Below are 16603 nucleotides of genomic sequence, written 5' to 3'. Positions count from 1 at the left end.
GACCATGACTCGACTTCATCCCAACCACGCTCCTCTCTTCACGGCTGTCTTCGCGTGCATGTCCCTCACGGCATGTCCGAACGACCAGGCTGGGACCGACGGCACCAGCGCCGGCGACACCGAGGCCACCGGCGACCCGACCGGGGATGACCCGACCGCGACCGACAGCGCGCCGACCTCGGGCGACGCGCCGACCTCCGGCGGCACCCCCGGCACCAGCGGCGACTCCGGGGGCGACCCCGGCGAGGAGCCGCCGCCGGCCGGCGACGGCGAGGAGTCGTGCGACGCCGGCGACGAGGCGTTCGTCAAGCGCATCATCCCGCTGCTGCAGGGCCGCAAGCCCGAGGGCATGCGCGAGGTCCAGCTGCTGGTCAGCGCGATCGAGCAGCTCGACGCCAAGGGTCAGGACGGGCGGGCGATCGTCGCCCGCGGGCTCGCGGCCGGCGACCTCTACCTCCACCGCTGGCGCACCTTCTTCTGGGAGCAGCTCAAGATCAACCGGCTCGAGATGAAGTCGAACTACGGCTGCTACTCGCAGCTGACCGGCGCGGGCGACGACGGCGACCTCGCCGCCTACATCCGCGACAACGACGCCCAGGGCTCGAGCTTCGACAGCCCGTTCACCATGGCCGACGTCATGATGAGCGCCCTGCGGCTCGACGACCTGAGCCCGATGTACCGCGCCGACATGTTCGCGCGCATGGCCCGGCCGCTGTCCGGCGCCAACATCACGCAGGAGGAGTTCGAGGTCAACGCGCGCTCGAACTACGGCGAGATCTTCGAGTCGAGCTACCTCGGCCGGCGCAGCGGCTGCCTCGAGTGCCACACCAGCACCGAGTCGGTCACCTACAACCCGGACCCCAAGTACAACCACTTTTGGGCGCTCCCCGGCGACTTCGAGAGCGCCATCTACGGCGACCCGAAGGGCCGGCCCGAGGAGGAGGTGTACGCCGCGTTCCGCTGGACCGGCTTCGTCGACGACCAGGGCTCGACCACGCCGTGGGGCTGGAGCGGCGCCTGCGGCCGCTTCAACCCCGGCACCGACGGCGACATCCTCGGCATCCCCGGCTACCTCGGCGGCGCGCTGCCGGAGGGCGGCCAGCTGTTCGACATCGATCCGCTGTTCAAGACCGGCTTCGCCACCCTCGCCAGCGAGGGCCTCATGGTCGACGGCGACCTGTCCGTCGCGCCCGACCAGGCGCTCGCGTACCTCACCGCCGTCAACATCGCCAACGGCGTGTGGAAGGAGATGCTCGGCTACCCGCTGACGCTCGCGCACAGCTTCCCGCGCAACGAGAAGCAGCGCGAGATCCTCGGCGAGCTCGCCGACGCCTTCATCTCCGACAGCTACTCGCTGCGGACCCTCCTCGTCGAGATCGTCACCCACCCGTACTTCAACCAGGAGGCGCCCGACCTGTGCGACGCGTCGACCTCGTACCACATGAAGCCGGTGTTCGACCCGTTCTCGGTCACCGCCGCCGACCCCAACATGCGGGGCAACGGCGTCGGCGACCGCGTCCAGCGCTACAGCGCCTGGGTGCTCATCGAGTCGGCGATGCGGGCGATGTGGTGGGAACTGCCGGTGCAGCAGGTCCAGGACAACGAGTGGAACTACCCGGGCGTCAACTTCCTGCGCGACCAGGGCGTGTTCCTCAAGGACGCGATCAACGGCTTCAACGGCGTCGACTTCAACGGCCTCCTGTCGTGGGAGAACCAGCTCGCCGGCGGCAACAAGCAGTCGATGCAGGGCAGCTGCACCGGCCCGCTCGGCCAGCCGTGCGCGCAGTACGAGTGGATCGAGCTCATGCTGGTCGAGGCCAGCATGGTCCCCGGCGCCACTGTGGGTGACATCGCGGCGGCGATCAAGGACCGCCTCATCACCGAGCCGACGATCGACGGCCCCGCCGAAGCCGCCGCGATCGAGGGCGTCCTCGGCCTCCCGCTGGACATGCCGATGAGCGAGGCCGACACCGGCCAGCTCGAGGAGGGCGCCCGCCGGTTCGCCGGCATGCTGCTCAGCACCCCGCAGTTCATGCTGTCCGGCGTGCCCAGCCGCGACCAGGACCCGGCGGCGATCCCCGCCTTCGCCGTCCCCGGCACCGACACCGAGTCGCTGTGCAACGTCCACGCGCCGCTGCTCCTCGGCGACAGGTTCGCCTGGAGCTGCAGCGCCGACGGACTCAAGCTGCGCTGACCCGCGGCGCCCGGGAGCATGGCCCCTGGGACATGGCCTATCCGCCATGTCCCCGGGGCTTCGTCGCATCCCGGCTCCCGCGGGCGCGAGGCCAGCGGGCCGCCGCAGCACCCTCGAGGCATGCGTGGCTCGCATCGGACTCGACCTGGCGAGTTGCGACGACCGTCCGGCGCGCCCGCGTCCGCCTCACAGGGGACGAAGCTCGGCCAGCCGCCGCTCGACCAGCCGGCGCTCTGCGTCCTCGGGCTCGGGACAAGCCAGATAGCCCTTGAACAGCAGACTCGCGTTAACCGGGTTCTTGAACGCCACCTGCTCGATCGCCGCCAGATAGAGGCGCTCGTGCAGCGGCAGCAGGGCGTCGATGGCCATCCGCTCGGCGCTCGACGCCAGCGGCCGCAGCAGCGTGAGCTCGCGTTGTGCGGCATCGGCCGCGCCGCTGCGGTCGTATACCAGCGACAGCAGCAGCGTCGTCCGCACTTGTTCGCGCGACGCGGCGCGCTCGCGGGCCCGGTGCGCCAATTCCAGCGCCTGGGCCAGATCGCCGGCCAGCAGCGCGGCGACGGCGCCCAGCCGATCGATACGGTAGCCCTCGACCTCCGCCCGCGCCTCCGCCTGCGCCAGCGCGGCCCGGGCCATCGTCGCGTCGCCGAGCCCGATCGCCGCGATCGCCGTCATGATCCACGTCATCGGCGGCGGCGCCTGACCGCGGCGAGCTGCCTCGTCCCGCGCCGCCGCCAGCCACTGCGCCGCCCGCTTGCGGCTCTGTCGCTGCGTCTCGGCCAACGCTCCGACTTCCGCGGCCAGCTCCGACAGCGGGGGCAAGCTCGGCACCTGCGTCAGCTCGAGCATCGCCGCCGCCACCAGGATCGCCGGCGCCCCTGGACACAGCCTGGCCCGCTCGGCCCACACGTTCGGCCCATCCGCGCCGACCGATTGTTTGGCGACCGCGATCTCCGCGGTCCGCTCGAGCTCGCGGCACTGCCCCCACGGCCGGCTGCCGGCCTGGGCCCACACTGTGGGCGGATCGGGCGGCCGGGGTTGCCACCCCGCCGGCGCCAGCGCCAGCCAGATCGCCGCGATGAACGACATCGGTCGCGAGCCTAGCATCTGGCGCAGCCCGCTGCGGCCGCCCGATCGACAGCGCTCCGCGCCGAAATTTTGGTCGCCGTCCCCCACCGGCGCACACTCGCCGCGTGACTCCCCGGCCCACCGTTCGCGCCGGCCAGGGCAACCGGCGCCGCCGGCCTCCCGCCCAGGCGGCTGCTCGCCGACACACGCGCTGGCTGATGAACCAACTCCGCCGCGGCGCCCTCGTCGTGCGCGGCCTTCCCACGCGCCTGCGGACCCGGATCGCCTGGCGGCGAGCCGGACAGCTCGTCGCCGAACGCGGCCGGGCGCTCATGCCCGTGGCCCAGCGCGCCATCGCCGGGGTCGGCAAGGGTCTCGATCGCGGTGCCAGCGAGCTCGGCCGGTCTGCCGCAGCCGGTGGCCGTGGTCTCCGCAGCCTGTCCCAGCTCAGCGCCGGCGGCGTCCGCCGCCTCTCGCACCTGAGCCTGCGCGCCCTCGCCCAGGCAGGTCGCCTGTCGCGCGTCGCCGGGCTTGCCATCGGCCGCGGCTGTCGCCGCTTCGGCGTGGCCAGCGCCCACGTCTCGCGCCGGATCGCTGCCGTCTTGTGGCAGCGACGAGCAGCGCTGCGCGCGCTCGCCCTCCGGGGCGCCTGGTGGGGCGCGCTCGCCTTGTTGTGGTTCGGCGGCCGGGCTCTCCTCGACCTGCGCGTCCCGCTCGCCCAGGACGCCCTCCCGCTGTTCCTCATCGGCCTGGGCCTGTGCCTGCCGCTCTTCTTCGCGGGCGCCGCGCGCCTGCGCTGGGCCGGCTTTGCTCTCGGTGCCGGCCATGCCGCGCTCGCGGTGCTCGTCTGGACGATCACGACGTCCGGATGACACCCCTTGGCGGCCCCGCGCGCACGCGATACGCCTGATGCGTGCTCCCTCGTGGGTTCCTGCTTCCGGCCGCGCTCGCCCTTTCGGCCAGCTTCTGCGCGCTCGGCTGTCGACCCGACGCCGAGCCGCCGGACGAGGGTACGGGCAGCGACACGGGCACGGGCAGCGACACCGATACCGGTGAAATCCCCGACCCTGCCTTCCTCAACCCGGCGCTCGGCGACTTTCTCGTCGTCAGCACCCAACATGTCCCAAAGGACATCGTCGTCCAGAAGATCACGCTCGGCAACACCCAGCTGCTCATCGACGGCCAGACCGTCGGCACGCTCGGACCGGGCAGCGCTCTCGGGGAGCTGACCGGCGATCGCCTGCGGATCTTCCTCCACGGCGCCCTCGCGCTCGGCACTCACACCCTGCAGCTGGCCTCGCACACCCCCGATGGCCCGCGCTTCTCGGCCGAGCTGACGATGAACGTCGCCGCGCCCGATGTCCCGCTGCCGCAGGTGTGGACCGAGCTCGACCCCGACCCGCGGGACGTGGGCGACGCCCTGCTCGTCAGCGGCGTCCCCCCGGACACCCTGCTCGGCGTGGTCTCCGGCGGCCTCGACCCCACGCTCCGTCTGTACCGCGCCGACGAGGGCGCCTGGGCCGACACGCCGGTGCTCGAGACCACGCTCGAGGGATATGTCCCGGAGGTCATGGCCCTGGGGCCAGGTGTCTCCGCGCTCGCCCTGCCACCGGCGCCCGGCAGCGACGTCGCGGTCGTGCGCGTCGCCTACCGGCGCGGCGAGCCGGGCGCCGCCATCGTCACCCGCGACCTCACGATCGCCCCCGAGCCCAGCATCGGTCCCTTGCAGACCGCCGTCGATCTGTCGGCCGACCTCTTTCGGGACGCGGAGTTCGCCGCGCTCGGCCGGCCGTTCCTTTTCGGCGACGTCTTGTTCGCGGAGTTCCTCGCCGCCGACGACGCGGAGACCCCCCACCCCGGAGATCGCGGCATCGCCCACGTGCGGCGCAGCAGCGATCGCGGCAGTTGGTCGGCCCCCGAGCGGGTCCCCACCGCGAAGCCGCTCGACCTCGACGCTCTCGGCCCCGCGCTCTCCCTGCCCCAGCTCAGCCTCGGCGCCGGCATCTCCGTGCGCCTCGGTCAGCGCGTCACCGGCCTGCTCACCCTCTCCGATGCCGGCGCCGCCCTCGTCTCCGAGCCCGGCGAAGAGGTCGACCTGTCGCCCGGCGCACCCGCGGTGCTCACCACGATCACCAGCAACCTCGGCGCCCGCACCGTCGCCGCCGTCACTCCCGATCGAGGCGTCAGCATCGCCTTCCTCGGCACCAGCGGCAAGCCCAAGAACACCGTCGTCTCCGTCCCCGCCGACAAGCTGCCCGACGCCCGCATCACCGCTCAGCCGGCCGCCGGCGCCCTCCTCGGCTACTCCGCCTTCCTCCTGCCCTACGGCGACGCCGCGCCCGTACACCTGGTGCTGGGCGACGGCATGCGGACCTACGTCGTCCCGCTCGTCGACCCCGAGCCGCTGTCGTGCCGCGCGGTCGTGCTGATGCCCGGCCTGAGCGGCAACCTCGACGCGCCGGCCATCCCGCTCGCCTGCCTGCAGGGCGGCTCGCTGCGCGTCGGCGTGCTCAAGGCGAGCCTCGCGGACCCGTGAGGGCGCGGTTTCCTCGGCGACCCCCGCATCGTCCATGATCGATCGCTCACGCCGTCCCCGGGCTGTCGGCCATGGAACACCGGCCGTGGCCGCGGTCGGCGAAGTGGCGCCCGCGGGCCCCGCCGATATACTGCCCACCTCGTGTCGATCCTCCGCAAGATCGCCCTCGGCCTCGTCCTCCTGGTCTTGATCCTCCTCGGCCTCGTCGCCTGGATGCTGCGCTCGCGCGCCGAGGAGATCCCCGACGAGCTGCCCGCGATCAACGTCGCCGAGGCCGACCCGCAGAAGCTCGTCATCCCCGGAGGCGGCGGCCTCGGCGACCTCGTGCTCGCCGATCTCAAGGGCCGCACGGTCTACATCATCGTCGAGGACCGCGAGAGCATGGCTGCGCGCGAGTCGTCGGCCATGAGCCGCGCCATGGCCCGCTGGGTCTATCCGGACGACGTGTCCGGTTTCGCCGTCGGCGACGCCGAGGGCTTCGGCCTGCTCGCCTCGAAGATCGAGGAGTTCGTCGGGCCGATGCGGCCCGAGCTGCGGCTCCCCCTCTACATCGACTTTCAAGGGGCAGTCACCAAGACTTTCAAGCTGCCGAAGGGGCACGTCGGGATCGTCGTCCTCGATCCGAGCGGCGCCGTCGTCTACCGCCACAGCGGCAAAATGGAGCCCGCCGAGATCGAGAAGCTGCGCAACCTCTTGGGGGCCACGCTGCCGGCTCCCGCGCCCGCTCCCGCGTTCAAGGTCGGCGAGCTCGACAACGCAGCCTGCGCCGGCCGCACCTGTGCATTGGTCTTCCTCGGGGGCCCGGTCGCCCGCAAGGACATCCCCGGCGGCAGGCAGGGCTTCGACGGCAGCACCGACGACAGCATGAAGCAGTTCGCCAAGCCCGACGTGCGTCTGGCCGGCATCGTCGTCGACAGCGACGCGAAGCTCGATCCGGGCAAGGTCAGCGCGCAGCTGGTGGGCCAGATCGACGGCGCCGAGCTCAAGCGCTGGAAGACCACGCCCGACAGCGCGGAAGCCCGCGCGGCCTTTCAGATCCCCGCCGGCGAGGCCGCGCTCGTCGTCCTCGATCCGCAGGGCAACGTCGTGATGCGCGAGCTGGGCCGCGTGCCGATGTACAAGTTCGGCGTCCTGTCCGAGTTCATCGGCGTCGAACTCAGCGACCGCGACGAACCCTGAACCATCAAACCATTGGTGACACCGGGCCGGCGACTCGCCCACGCCCTCGTCAATGCCCCGCGCCCCCACCGCCGCGGCACGCTGCGGCGCCGATCCAGGGCCGCTCAGCAGAGCGCCGCGAGGCCCTCGAGATCGACGAGCACGACCGTGCGTCCGAGCAAATTGACGAGGTTGCGCTTGCGAAAACTCGCCAGCGCCAGGGAAATGGTCTCGCGCGTCGACCCGATCAGGTTGGCCATTTCCTGATGCGTGATCTTGAGGTCGACCTTGATGCCATCTTCCGTCTCGTGCCCGTACTCGCGGCCGAGCTCGAGCAGGAGCGCCGCCAGCTTGGCGTGGACGTCGCGGAACACGAAGTGCTCGAGCCTGGTCTCCGCGCTGCGCCGCCGCTGGGCCAGCACCTGGGCGAAGCGAAACGCCAGGGCGGGGTCGGCGAAGATGAGGTCCCGCAGCGGCTCTCGCGGCAACAGCGCCACGATCGCGTTCTTCATCGCCTCCGCCATCTCCTCGCGCGGCGCGCCCGCGAACACGCACAACTCGCCGAAGAACGCCCCCGGACCGTGATAATCGAGGGTCAGCTCCTTGCCGTCGCGCGACACCTTGCTGCACTTGACCCGCCCGCCCTGCAGGAAGAACACGTGCTCGCCCGGATCGCCCGGCAGGTACACGATCTGTCGCCGGCGAAATTCCTTGATCTCCACCACCGCGGCGAGCGCCCTCAAGTGCTCGCCACCCACGCCCTCCAGCAGCGGGATCTTGCGCAGGTACCAGAGCACACGGCGCTCGTCCCTGGGCGGAGCAGGCTCCTTGGCGGCTTGATGCATGCGCGCTCTCGCTACCTCCTAAGCTACGAGGCTTTGCGGATCCGCGCAATCCGGGAAACGCTCCGCCAACAGCGGGCTGCGCTGCTACCCTGAGTGTCCCCCCATGTCGATCGCCAGCGGGCTCCCGTCTCCCATCCGCAGAGTGCTTCAGGAGGGCGAGCTCGTCCTCGAGGCGCCCTTCACCCGCCGGATCTTCACCAACCGCGACCTCGCGTTCGACCAGATCAGCGTCATCGGCTTCGACATGGATTACACCCTCGCGCTCTACCGGCAGGACGAGCTCGAGGCGCTGTCGATCCGCTGCACGCTCGACAAGCTGATCGCCCGCGGCTACCCGGAGGCCCTGCGCGACATGCAGGCCGATCCGGCGTTCGCCATCCGCGGTCTCGTGGTCGACAAGACGTACGGCAACATCATCAAGATGGACCGCCACGGCTACGTCGGGCGCGCCTATCACGGCAAGAACCTGCTCCCCAAACCGACGCGCAAGGCCCTCTATCGCGCCCAGCGCCTCGGCACCGAGCGCGAGCGCTTCGCCCCCGTCGACACCCTGTTCGCGCTGCCCGAAGTCACGATGTACGCCGAGGTCGTCGACCGCATCGACCAGCGCCCGGACCTGTGGCCCTCCGGCCCGCCGACCTACGCGCAGGCGTGGAACGACGTGCGCGAGTGCATCGACCAGGCCCACCAGGACGGCTCGCTCAAGGACCTGATCCAGGCCGACCTGCCGCGTTACTTCCAGCTCGACCTCGAGCTCGGGCCGACGCTGCACAAGTTCCGCTCGGCCGGCAAGCGCCTGTTCCTCCTCACCAACAGCCTCCTCCCCTACACCGAGTCGGTGCTCGGCTACGTCCTCGGCGGGCAGATGTCGGCCTACGCCACCTGGCGCGACTACTTCGACTGGATCATCGTCGGCGCCCGCAAGCCCGAGTTCTTCACCGGCAACCAACCGTTCCAGGAGCTCGACGCCACCGCCAACCCGCTCGGTCGCCCCATCGGCGAGCCGCGCCGCGGACGGATCTACAACGGCGGCAACCAGCTCGGGCTGCAGGCCTCCCTCGGCGTCCACCCCGACGAGGTGCTCTACGTCGGCGACCACATCTACGGCGACATCGTCCGCAGCAAGAAGAGCTCGGGCTGGCGCACCGCGCTGGTCGTCGAGGACCTCGAGCACGAGCTCGGCATCCGCCGCGACCGCCAGATCCCGCTCAAGGAGATCGAGCAGCTGTCGTCCCTGCGGATCTCCCTCGCCGACGAGCTCTCGGCCCAGCGCTACCTGTCGCGCCTGCTCGCGCGCATGACCCCCGACGACCTGGTCCGCCAGGGCGTCGCCCCCGAGGCCGCCGAGAGCCTGCTGGCCGACACCCGCATCCAGGTCCGCCGCCGCTTCGACCGCCTGCGCAAGTACGAAGAGGAGATGGCCACGACCCTGGAGCGCCGGATCGCCGACGTCGACGAGGCCTTCAACCCCTACTGGGGCTCCGTCTTCGCCGCCCGCCGCGATTCGAGCCGCTTCGGCGCGCAGGTCGAGAGCTACGCCTGCATCTACACCAGCCGCGTCACCAACTTCCGCTACGTCTCGCCGACCCGCTACTTCCACTCGCCGCACGGCTCGATGCCCCACTGGCACTCCTCCGCCAAGTGAGCGACCCTCGCGCGCATGAAGTCGTACCGCGAAGAGCTGTGGTTCCAGACCGACACCCGACGCGCCTACCTCAACATCACGGCGCAGGTCGAAGCCGCCGTCCGCAAGAGCGGCGTGCGTGAGGGGCTCTGCCTCGTCAACGCGATGCACATCACCGCCAGCGTGTACATCAACGACGACGAGCCGGGCCTGCTGCAAGACTACGACGACTTCCTCGAGCGCCTGGCACCGCACGCGCCCACCAGCCACTACCGGCACAACCGCACCGGCGAGGACAACGGCGACGCCCACATCAAGCGCCAGCTCATGGGCCGGGAAGTGGTCGTGGCCATCACTGACGGGAAGCTCGACTTCGGGCCGTGGGAGCAGATCTTCTACGCCGAATTCGACGGCCGCCGCCGCAAGCGGGCGCTGATCAAGATCATCGGCGAGTGACGCCGCCGCGTCGCCTCGCTCACGATCGCAATTCCGTTCGTCGCGCGGAGCGCCTGGCGGTCGCGCGAGGAGAACGCACCGCCGATGGTTGCCCGAGTCGCGCTGGCCAATGCGCAGCTCTCGGGCCGCGGGCCTGCGCCCTGCGTCGGCGTCCTGCCGCCTCGCGCCGTCGTTCCGCGCGATGCTCACGGATCTGTGAATCGCCCTGAACACGCGATGAGAGTACCGCCCCGTCCGCTCCGCGCCAGCGCGGCGATTCGTGCATCCTCACCAATTCCAGTTGGGCATACGCAATCATAGCAGCCCATCGCCAAATAAAATTGCATCGATGAAATCATGGCACTGCATTTCGACCTGGACTAGCTTCCCGGCATGGTTCGCGCTCGCCCATCACAGGAGTGCCCCATGCTCGCGCCTCTCCCCTCGTTGGCGAGCTTTCGCCTCCGTTCGCATCCCAGCTCCGGCCCTTCGGGTCGCCTCCAACGCGCACGCCGGCGGTCTCGCCCAGCGGCGCTGACGAGTCGACCAGCCAGGCCCGCGCCCGTGCCACGGCCGCCCTCGTGGCCACCCTCACCGGGAGTCTCGCCTTCACCGGTCTTTGAAGCCATGTCGCCCCCCAACTCCAGTGGGCGGCCCCTGCCGGCGCTGCCCAACCCGCGTTGGGCCCCCGTCGAAAACTGCGCCTGCACCCGCCGCAGCGGCCCATTGCGGGTTGGCAAGCTCCCTGCAGAGGCCGCGGCCGTCAGGAGTCCCCGCGCATGACCGAGACCTGTCCTGCCTCGACCTCACCCCTCCGTGACCTCACCGCCGCCATGCCTCCCGAAATTGTCCTTCAGGACATGTCCATTCAACCGTCCGAGCGCGTCGTCCACCGCATCGTGCTCCGCGTCTCCGCCGGACCCGACGCCGGCCGCCAGTTCACCTTCGATCTCGAGCTCGCGGACCGTCCGCTCCGCGGAGGCCGCAGCGAGCTGTGCGACCTCGATCTCCGCGACCCCCGGGTCAGCGATTTGCACTTCGAGCTCGTCGCCCAGCGAGGGGCGCTCATCGTCCGTGACCTCGATAGCGCCACCGGCGTGCTCGTCGGCGACATGCGGGTACGCGAGGCCTGGCTGGCCCCCGGGACAGGTTTTTGTATCGGCGGCACCCGCCTCGAGCTGGTCGCGCTCGAGCTCTCCGATATCCCCCTGCCGCCCTTCTGTCGCTTCGGCGACCTCGACGGCCACAGCCCGGCGATGCGGCTCACCTTCCACCGCCTGGCCGAGCTGATGGCCCGTCCCGGGCGCTGTCACGGGTTGTTCTCCGGCGAGGCCGGGACCGGCAAGGCCCTCGCCGCCCGCAGCCTCCATCTCATGGGCCCCGATCGGGACACCGCGTTCGTCGTCGTCGACCTGCGCCGGCTCGCCCGCGACCAGATCGACGCCGAGCTGTTCGGCACCCCGGCGCGTCGAGGGCGCCTCGCCGACGCCAGCGGCGGCACGTTGCTCTTGCAGGCCATCGACGAGCTCTCGCCGGCCACTCAGGCGGCGCTCGCTCGCGCCCTCGTCACCGCGCCGGTGCGCCTGCTGGCCACCTCGCGGCGCGACCTGCAACAGCTGGCCGCGGCCGGCCTGTTCGACCGCGACCTCCACGCGCGGCTGAGTGGCTTTCACGTGGCGCTCGCGCCGCTGCGCGAGCGCGGCCGCGACGTCGTCCTCCTCGCCGAGCGGCTCCTGAGCCGCCTCGGCGTCGACGGCCGCATCCGCACGCTGTCGGCCGAGGCCATCGCCGCGATGCGCGAGTATTCGTGGCCGGGCAACGTGCGCGAGCTCGAGTTCGTGGTCGAGCGCGCCCGACTGGCGACGGAGGGCCCGGTGCTCGAGCGCGCCGACCTCGGCCTCGGCCGCGACCTCGATTCGAACCTCGCGCGGGTCGCCGCGCTCATGCACAGCACCCACGACGAGGCCGTCGCCGGCTTCGAGACGCTCTACTTCCGCCACCAGCTGTGCGCCCACCGCACGAAGATCGCGGCAGCCCGCGCGGCCGGCATGACGGGCGAGGGCTTCCGCCTCGCCTGCCGCCGGGTGCGTGTGTCCTGAGGTCGATCGCCATGCCCGACCCGCCGCGCCCCCACCGTGACCCTAGCCGCGTCGAAACGGCCGCACCAGCTGCGCCAGGTAGCGGCGCGGCCACGGCTCCGTCAGACCGAGCGGGTAGGTCTCCGGCCCGCGAGGTCGATGGTAGGTCCCGAAGAGCAGATCGAGATAGGGCGCCAGGTTGGCGAAGTTGTGGCGCGTCCGCTCGGCGCGCGCGTGGTGCCAGTGGTGCAGCTCCGGGGCGCCGAGGATCGACCCGAGCGGCCCGAGCGGCAGCTGCACGTTCGCGTGGATCAGGATCGCCCACAGGCCGCGAAACATCGCCAGCCCGCCGAGCGCCGCAAACGGCAGGCCCAGCGCGATGCCCGGCAGGTTCACGCACAGCTGAGTCAGGACGCCGTCGACTGGGTGCTCGCGGTGCGCCGCCAGCCAGTCGAGCTCCTCGGAGCTGTGATGCACCGCGTGGAACCGCCACAGCGGGCCCCAGGAGTGGCACGCCCGGTGGAACCAGTAGGTCAGCAGATCGCCGAGCACCAGCGCCAGGACGACCTGCGTCCACAACGGCAGTCCCATCGACCATGTCCGAAGAGACATGGGCCACACGCCGGCGAGCGCGTGGTCGACCCACGTCAGGGCCGTCACCGCGACGGCCGAGAACACCAGGTACTGGCCGAGGAAGAACGCCGCGTCGATCGCCAGTTCCCGCCGCAGCACCGCCTGCCCGGGGCGAGCGGGGAACATGCGCTCCAGCGGCCCGTAGATCGCCGCCAGCACCGCCGCGCTGGCGCCCGTGGCCAGGAGCAGGTCGATCACTTCGGCGCCACCTGCTGCGGCTGCGGCGTCGGCTGCGGCGCCTGCTGCAGGACCGCGGGCTCCCGCGCGGGCTCGAGGAACGGCTCGGGGTGGATCGCCGGCCCCGCCTTCGAAGCCGGGAAGTAGTTCTTGCCGACCTCGAGGTTCCGTGGCTCGACGTCGTCCGCCTTGTTCGCGGCGGGCGGGGCTGTCGGCTGCGGCGCGGGGACGGGAGCGGTCGAAGTCTGCACGGCGGGCGGCGGAGTTTGGGCGGCGGGCGCCGTCTTGGCCGCGTCGGCTGCCGGCTGCCGGCTCGCTGGCTGCTGCGGCGGCGGCGAGGCGGGCCCGTCACAGCCCGTCATTCCGCCCGCCCGCAAGATCAGGAGCGCGGCCAGGCCGGTCGACGACAACAGCACCGCGGCTCGCAGCAGGCGGCGACTGAAGCTCGTTTCGCGGGGGTCGCGGCGCTGCATCGCCTCGACCGTCGCACATCCACGGCCGCCTGTCTCGCCGCGAGCAGCCCCCGGCTGCAGGCCCCGGGCGGCCGCGCGCCGGGGTCAGCGGACCTGCCGGGCCAGCGCTTGCGACAGCGCCACGGCGAGCGGACGGGTCATGCGCTCGACGTTCGCGGGGCTGATCGGCGACTCGCCGAACGGCACGAACGGCTCGGCCAACAGCCCGCGGTTCAGCTCGACGCACAGCACCTGGCCGGGATAGGCGCGCGCGTACTGATAGCCCATGGTCGCGGGGTGGAGCTTGTAGGTCGCGTTCTCGCGCGCGTCGACGTTGATGGCGGCGTAGGCCGCCCGCACCGCCCCGACCAGCTCGGGCGACGCCCACATCGTGCCCTCACCGTCGGCGCAGATGAGGTCGACCGCGGGTCTCTCGGGCCAGGTCTCGTACACCGCGGGCTCGTAGGCGCGGCGCAGCGCCGTCACGATCTCGCCGTCGATGCGATCGATGCCGACCGACCGCGGCGCGTACGAATGCAGCTGCAGCGCCAGCCCGCCCGCCCCGCACAGGCGGCGATAGGCCCGCTCGGTGAGCGCGTGGTAGCTGGCGTGCAGCTCGGCCAGCAGCGCCTGGTCGGCCGGCTCTTCGATGTACGCCGGGAACGCCGGCGTCAGCCCGTCGACCACCGCCCCCGCCGGCGCCCCCAGCACCACGCGGTTGCAATCGATGAAGGTCCGCGGCACCAGGCAGCGCAGAATCAACGCACCGTAGCCCTCGGCCGCCAGCGTCTCGCTCAGCCACTGCGCCGATTCGGGGGTGCCGATGTCGGTATTGACATAGAAGAATGCCTCGAGGTTGTCGGGCAGCGTCCCCGTCAGCCGCGCCCGCGTGGCCTCGTAATCCGCGGTGCGGGTGGCCCCGTGCGGCAGCTCGACCAGCAGCGTCGGCGCGCCCGCCCGCGGCGGCGTATAGGCGACCTCGCAGACGCCCGGGACGGCGACGAAATCCTCGAATACGGTCGGCATCGCGCAGCAGCTTGCCAACCAGGTCCGGGGCTGTCGACCGTCTCCGCTGATGCAGACTCACGCCGCCGCCAGTTGACGCGTCAGCAGCGCCTCGATCCCGGCCCCGCGCACGAAGTCGCGGCACATCGCCCGGACCTCGCCGGCGGTGTAGCGGAACACGCCGCGCTCGGCGAGCTCGCGGATCCGTCGCCGCTCGCGCCACGAGATCTGGCCGTCGAGCAAGAACCCGATGACGATCAGCAGCACCGTCACGCGGCGCAGCCGCTCCGGCGCCGCGGACACGCGCGCCAGGTAGTCCTCGAGCGAGCCCTGATTCGGCTCGACGGCGATCGCAAAGCGCTCGATGAGCGCCTTCGTCAGCGCGAAGTGGTTCTGATGGAAGTCGCGCTTGCTGACGGCGATGAACCGGAACGTGTCGTACAGGAGCGCCTTGTCCTCGGGGCGCTGCGCCAGATCGGCGGGCAGGCGCACGCAGAGGTGCTCGATCAGCTTCTGCCCCATGATGATCACCTTGGCCTCGTGCAGCACCGAGTGGGTGCTCCAGGCGTTGATGGCCATGTAGATCGGCATCCCCGCGAAGTCGAGCACCTCGCGCACGGCGAAGCGCCCGAGCAGCCGCTGGACCGCGTAGCGGAGGATCTTGCTGCCGAGCCAGCCCTTCAGGCGCAGCAGCAGGTTGACGAGGAACAACAGCCACGGGTTGACGCCGAGGAACGGGTCGATGCCGTACTGCAGGAGCCCGCGGTGCTTGTTCTCGAGGCCGATGTCGATCAGCGTGCCCGCGACCTCGGCCTTGTTGTGCGGCCCGAGCAACCCGGTCGCCGCGGCGATCTCGTGGACGCCCCACAGGTTGAGCAGCACCAGCGCGTAGATCTCGATCACCATGAGGAGCAAGCCCCACAGCGTCTCTGCCCACGGCAGCGCGACCTCGCTGCCGAACAGCGACACCGTGACCGAGGGGAACAGCTCGGGCGCGCTGTACACCGGCATGAAGTACAGGAGGAAGCCGACCACGCTCATCGCCGCCGCGCTGGCCACGGCGACGCGATGGGTGCGCCGAACGGCGCCGAGCTCCGCGTCGGTGAGCAGGTGCAGCTGGCCGTCGTTCGGGATCGTGCGCACCGGCAGGCGGTCGAAGAATCGGCGGAACAGCGCGCTCATGACGTCCGCCTTCCACTATCACGGCGCGGCAGCGGTTCGCTACGGCGTCACGCTCGCGCACGGCCGCAGCCACGGCGCAGCCTCGCCCGGCTCGCCGGCCCCCACGCAACCGCGCAGCACCGCGAGCACCTCGGCCGGGTCGGCGCCGCACAGTCCGGAGGCCCAGGCCGGGTTGGCCTCGACCAAAGTCGTCACCCGGGCAGGGCCGCACGCCCCGCTCGCCGCGACAAGCGCCCGCACATGACTCGAAGACCAGGTTCATCCGGGCCGCTCGGGCGGCTCCGCAAATGTCCGGGAGCCCACCACGTGACCCCAAGACCAGGTTCGCCGGCGCGCCCCTCACTCGCGGCGTCGTCCCGACCTGTCCGCGAGCACCTGGGCGCACAGCACCAGCAGGGCCAGCGGCGCGCTCGCGGCCAGCGTCGGCCACCAGATCCCGCGCGCCAGCTCGCTGCCGCTGCGCGCCAGCAGCTTCCCCCAGCTCGGCAGCTCGGGCGCGCTCGCGCCGAGGTACGCCAGCAGCGCCTCGACCTTGACCGCGTGGGCGAACAGCACCACCAGCGCCGACAGCAGCACCGGCCGCAACGCCGGGACCACGTGCCAGCCGATCTGATGCAGCGTGCCGGCGCCCATCGCCTGGGCCGCGCGGTAGTAGTCGGCGACGCGCAGCCGCTGGCCCTCCGCGCGGGCGGCCCGGAACACCCCCGTCCACTGGGTCGCCGCGATCGCCACCACCACCGTCGACACACCTGGCCCGAGAGCCAGGGCGATCGCCAGCAACGCGACCACCGGCGGAACCGCCGCGAACGCGTCGGTGGCCCCCGAGAGCAGCCGATCGGTCCACCCGCCGCGCAACCCCGCCCAGGCCCCAGCGCCCCGCCGACCGCCACCGCACCCGCCGCGCCGCCGGCCCCCGCGACCAGGGACACCCGCGCCCCTTGCACCGCCTGGGCGAACAAATCGTAGCCGAGCGCGTCGGTCCCGAACCACGTACCTGTCCCGGGAGACATGTACGGCCGCCCCACCGGCACGTCCCAGGCCTGCGCCCACAGCCCCGCGGCCGCCCCCAGGGCCAGCACCGCGAAGCCGCCGAGCCCGAGCAGCGCCACCCGGCCGGCGCGTCCCAGCGCCGGCGTCACGCGCCCCCTCCGTCGTCCCCGACATGTCCCTCCAGACATGTCTGTGAGAACATCATCATGCGACGTCCCCCGACCGC

The 16603-nt window shown here is 71.6% G+C and carries 15 protein-coding genes; 7 read left to right on the top strand and 8 right to left on the bottom strand.

What is annotated here, in order from left to right:
- The first annotated feature begins 4 nt into the window (after positions 1-4).
- Positions 5-2194, top strand: coding sequence for a hypothetical protein (locus NAEX_RS28555; RefSeq protein ID WP_143140356.1), 2190 nt, complete (start codon positions 5-7; stop codon positions 2192-2194).
- A gap of 186 nt (positions 2195-2380) precedes the next feature.
- Here the strand turns inward: NAEX_RS28555 and NAEX_RS28550 are convergent, their stop codons facing one another.
- The gene (locus NAEX_RS28550; RefSeq protein ID WP_096330640.1) at positions 2381-3283 is read right to left on the bottom strand and encodes a hypothetical protein; all 903 of its coding nucleotides are present in this window, start codon (positions 3281-3283) and stop codon (positions 2381-2383) included.
- 197 nt (positions 3284-3480) lie between these two features.
- Between NAEX_RS28550 and NAEX_RS28545 the strand changes: the two genes are divergently transcribed.
- From NAEX_RS28545 to NAEX_RS28535, 3 genes are all read left to right on the top strand, one after another.
- Positions 3481-4134, top strand: coding sequence for a hypothetical protein (locus tag NAEX_RS28545; RefSeq protein WP_096330639.1), 654 nt, complete (start codon positions 3481-3483; stop codon positions 4132-4134).
- Positions 4135-4175: 41 nt separating this feature from the next.
- Entirely contained in the window at positions 4176-5798 is a 1623-nt protein-coding gene (locus NAEX_RS28540; RefSeq protein ID WP_096330638.1) for a hypothetical protein, read from the top strand.
- A gap of 141 nt (positions 5799-5939) precedes the next feature.
- Entirely contained in the window at positions 5940-6977 is a 1038-nt protein-coding gene (locus tag NAEX_RS28535) for a YtfJ family protein (RefSeq protein ID WP_096330637.1), read from the top strand.
- A gap of 104 nt (positions 6978-7081) precedes the next feature.
- Here the strand turns inward: NAEX_RS28535 and NAEX_RS28530 are convergent, their stop codons facing one another.
- Complete coding sequence (locus NAEX_RS28530) at positions 7082-7801, bottom strand: Crp/Fnr family transcriptional regulator (protein ID WP_245913818.1); 720 nt, start codon at positions 7799-7801, stop codon at positions 7082-7084.
- Between the two features lie 103 nt (positions 7802-7904).
- Here NAEX_RS28530 and NAEX_RS28525 point away from each other — a divergent pair, with 103 nt between their 5' ends.
- From NAEX_RS28525 to NAEX_RS28515, 3 genes are all read left to right on the top strand, one after another.
- Positions 7905-9446 carry an HAD-IG family 5'-nucleotidase gene (locus NAEX_RS28525; RefSeq protein ID WP_096330636.1) on the top strand — a complete coding sequence of 514 codons (1542 nt, stop codon included), beginning with the start codon at positions 7905-7907 and terminating at the stop codon, positions 9444-9446.
- A 15-nt stretch (positions 9447-9461) separates the two neighbouring features.
- Positions 9462-9881, top strand: a complete 420-nt coding sequence (locus NAEX_RS28520; protein ID WP_096330635.1) for a secondary thiamine-phosphate synthase enzyme YjbQ — start codon at positions 9462-9464, stop codon at positions 9879-9881.
- An 812-nt stretch (positions 9882-10693) separates the two neighbouring features.
- Positions 10694-11959, top strand: coding sequence for a sigma-54-dependent Fis family transcriptional regulator (locus NAEX_RS28515; protein ID WP_170136081.1), 1266 nt, complete (start codon positions 10694-10696; stop codon positions 11957-11959).
- 42 nt (positions 11960-12001) lie between these two features.
- Here the strand turns inward: NAEX_RS28515 and NAEX_RS28510 are convergent, their stop codons facing one another.
- From NAEX_RS28510 to NAEX_RS53935, 6 genes are all read right to left on the bottom strand, one after another.
- Positions 12002-12769 (bottom strand): sterol desaturase family protein, encoded by a 768-nt coding sequence (locus NAEX_RS28510; protein ID WP_245913817.1) that lies wholly within the window; start codon positions 12767-12769, stop codon positions 12002-12004.
- Complete coding sequence (locus NAEX_RS28505) at positions 12766-13221, bottom strand: hypothetical protein (protein WP_096330633.1); 456 nt, start codon at positions 13219-13221, stop codon at positions 12766-12768. Before NAEX_RS28505 ends, NAEX_RS28510 begins: the two co-directional genes overlap by 4 nt.
- Before the next feature lie 84 nt (positions 13222-13305).
- Complete coding sequence (locus tag NAEX_RS28500) at positions 13306-14226, bottom strand: N-formylglutamate amidohydrolase (protein ID WP_096330632.1); 921 nt, start codon at positions 14224-14226, stop codon at positions 13306-13308.
- A gap of 57 nt (positions 14227-14283) precedes the next feature.
- Positions 14284-15387, bottom strand: coding sequence for an LBF_2804 family protein (locus NAEX_RS28495; protein WP_096330631.1), 1104 nt, complete (start codon positions 15385-15387; stop codon positions 14284-14286).
- A gap of 39 nt (positions 15388-15426) precedes the next feature.
- Positions 15427-15582: a hypothetical protein gene (locus NAEX_RS50835; protein ID WP_170136080.1), complete on the bottom strand. Its 156-nt coding sequence runs from the start codon at positions 15580-15582 to the stop codon at positions 15427-15429.
- Positions 15583-15726: 144 nt separating this feature from the next.
- The gene (locus tag NAEX_RS53935) at positions 15727-16551 is read right to left on the bottom strand and encodes an ABC transporter permease subunit (protein ID WP_275937643.1); all 825 of its coding nucleotides are present in this window, start codon (positions 16549-16551) and stop codon (positions 15727-15729) included.
- Positions 16552-16603 lie beyond the last annotated feature (52 nt).

This window comes from Nannocystis exedens, assembly GCF_002343915.1.
Classification (GTDB): Bacteria; Myxococcota_A; Polyangia; order Nannocystales; family Nannocystaceae; genus Nannocystis; species Nannocystis exedens.
Note: the sequence above shows the minus strand (reverse complement) of the source record. Positions and strands in the feature narration are given on the sequence as shown.

What these genes read in the sequence shown, in the direction of transcription:
- NAEX_RS28530 (WP_245913818.1), bottom strand. Translation starts at nt 7,801, where the DNA reads ATGCATCAAGCCGCCAAGGAGCCTGCTCCGCCCAGGGACGAGCGCCGT.
- NAEX_RS28550 (WP_096330640.1), bottom strand. Translation starts at nt 3,283, where the DNA reads ATGTCGTTCATCGCGGCGATCTGGCTGGCGCTGGCGCCGGCGGGGTGG.
- NAEX_RS28545 (WP_096330639.1), top strand. Translation starts at nt 3,481, where the DNA reads ATGAACCAACTCCGCCGCGGCGCCCTCGTCGTGCGCGGCCTTCCCACG.
- NAEX_RS28505 (WP_096330633.1), bottom strand. Translation starts at nt 13,221, where the DNA reads ATGCAGCGCCGCGACCCCCGCGAAACGAGCTTCAGTCGCCGCCTGCTG.
- NAEX_RS28525 (WP_096330636.1), top strand. Translation starts at nt 7,905, where the DNA reads ATGTCGATCGCCAGCGGGCTCCCGTCTCCCATCCGCAGAGTGCTTCAG.
- NAEX_RS28500 (WP_096330632.1), bottom strand. Translation starts at nt 14,226, where the DNA reads ATGCCGACCGTATTCGAGGATTTCGTCGCCGTCCCGGGCGTCTGCGAG.
- NAEX_RS53935 (WP_275937643.1), bottom strand. Translation starts at nt 16,551, where the DNA reads ATGTCGGGGACGACGGAGGGGGCGCGTGACGCCGGCGCTGGGACGCGC.
- NAEX_RS28520 (WP_096330635.1), top strand. Translation starts at nt 9,462, where the DNA reads ATGAAGTCGTACCGCGAAGAGCTGTGGTTCCAGACCGACACCCGACGC.
- NAEX_RS28555 (WP_143140356.1), top strand. Translation starts at nt 5, where the DNA reads ATGACTCGACTTCATCCCAACCACGCTCCTCTCTTCACGGCTGTCTTC.
- NAEX_RS28495 (WP_096330631.1), bottom strand. Translation starts at nt 15,387, where the DNA reads ATGAGCGCGCTGTTCCGCCGATTCTTCGACCGCCTGCCGGTGCGCACG.
- NAEX_RS28515 (WP_170136081.1), top strand. Translation starts at nt 10,694, where the DNA reads ATGCCTCCCGAAATTGTCCTTCAGGACATGTCCATTCAACCGTCCGAG.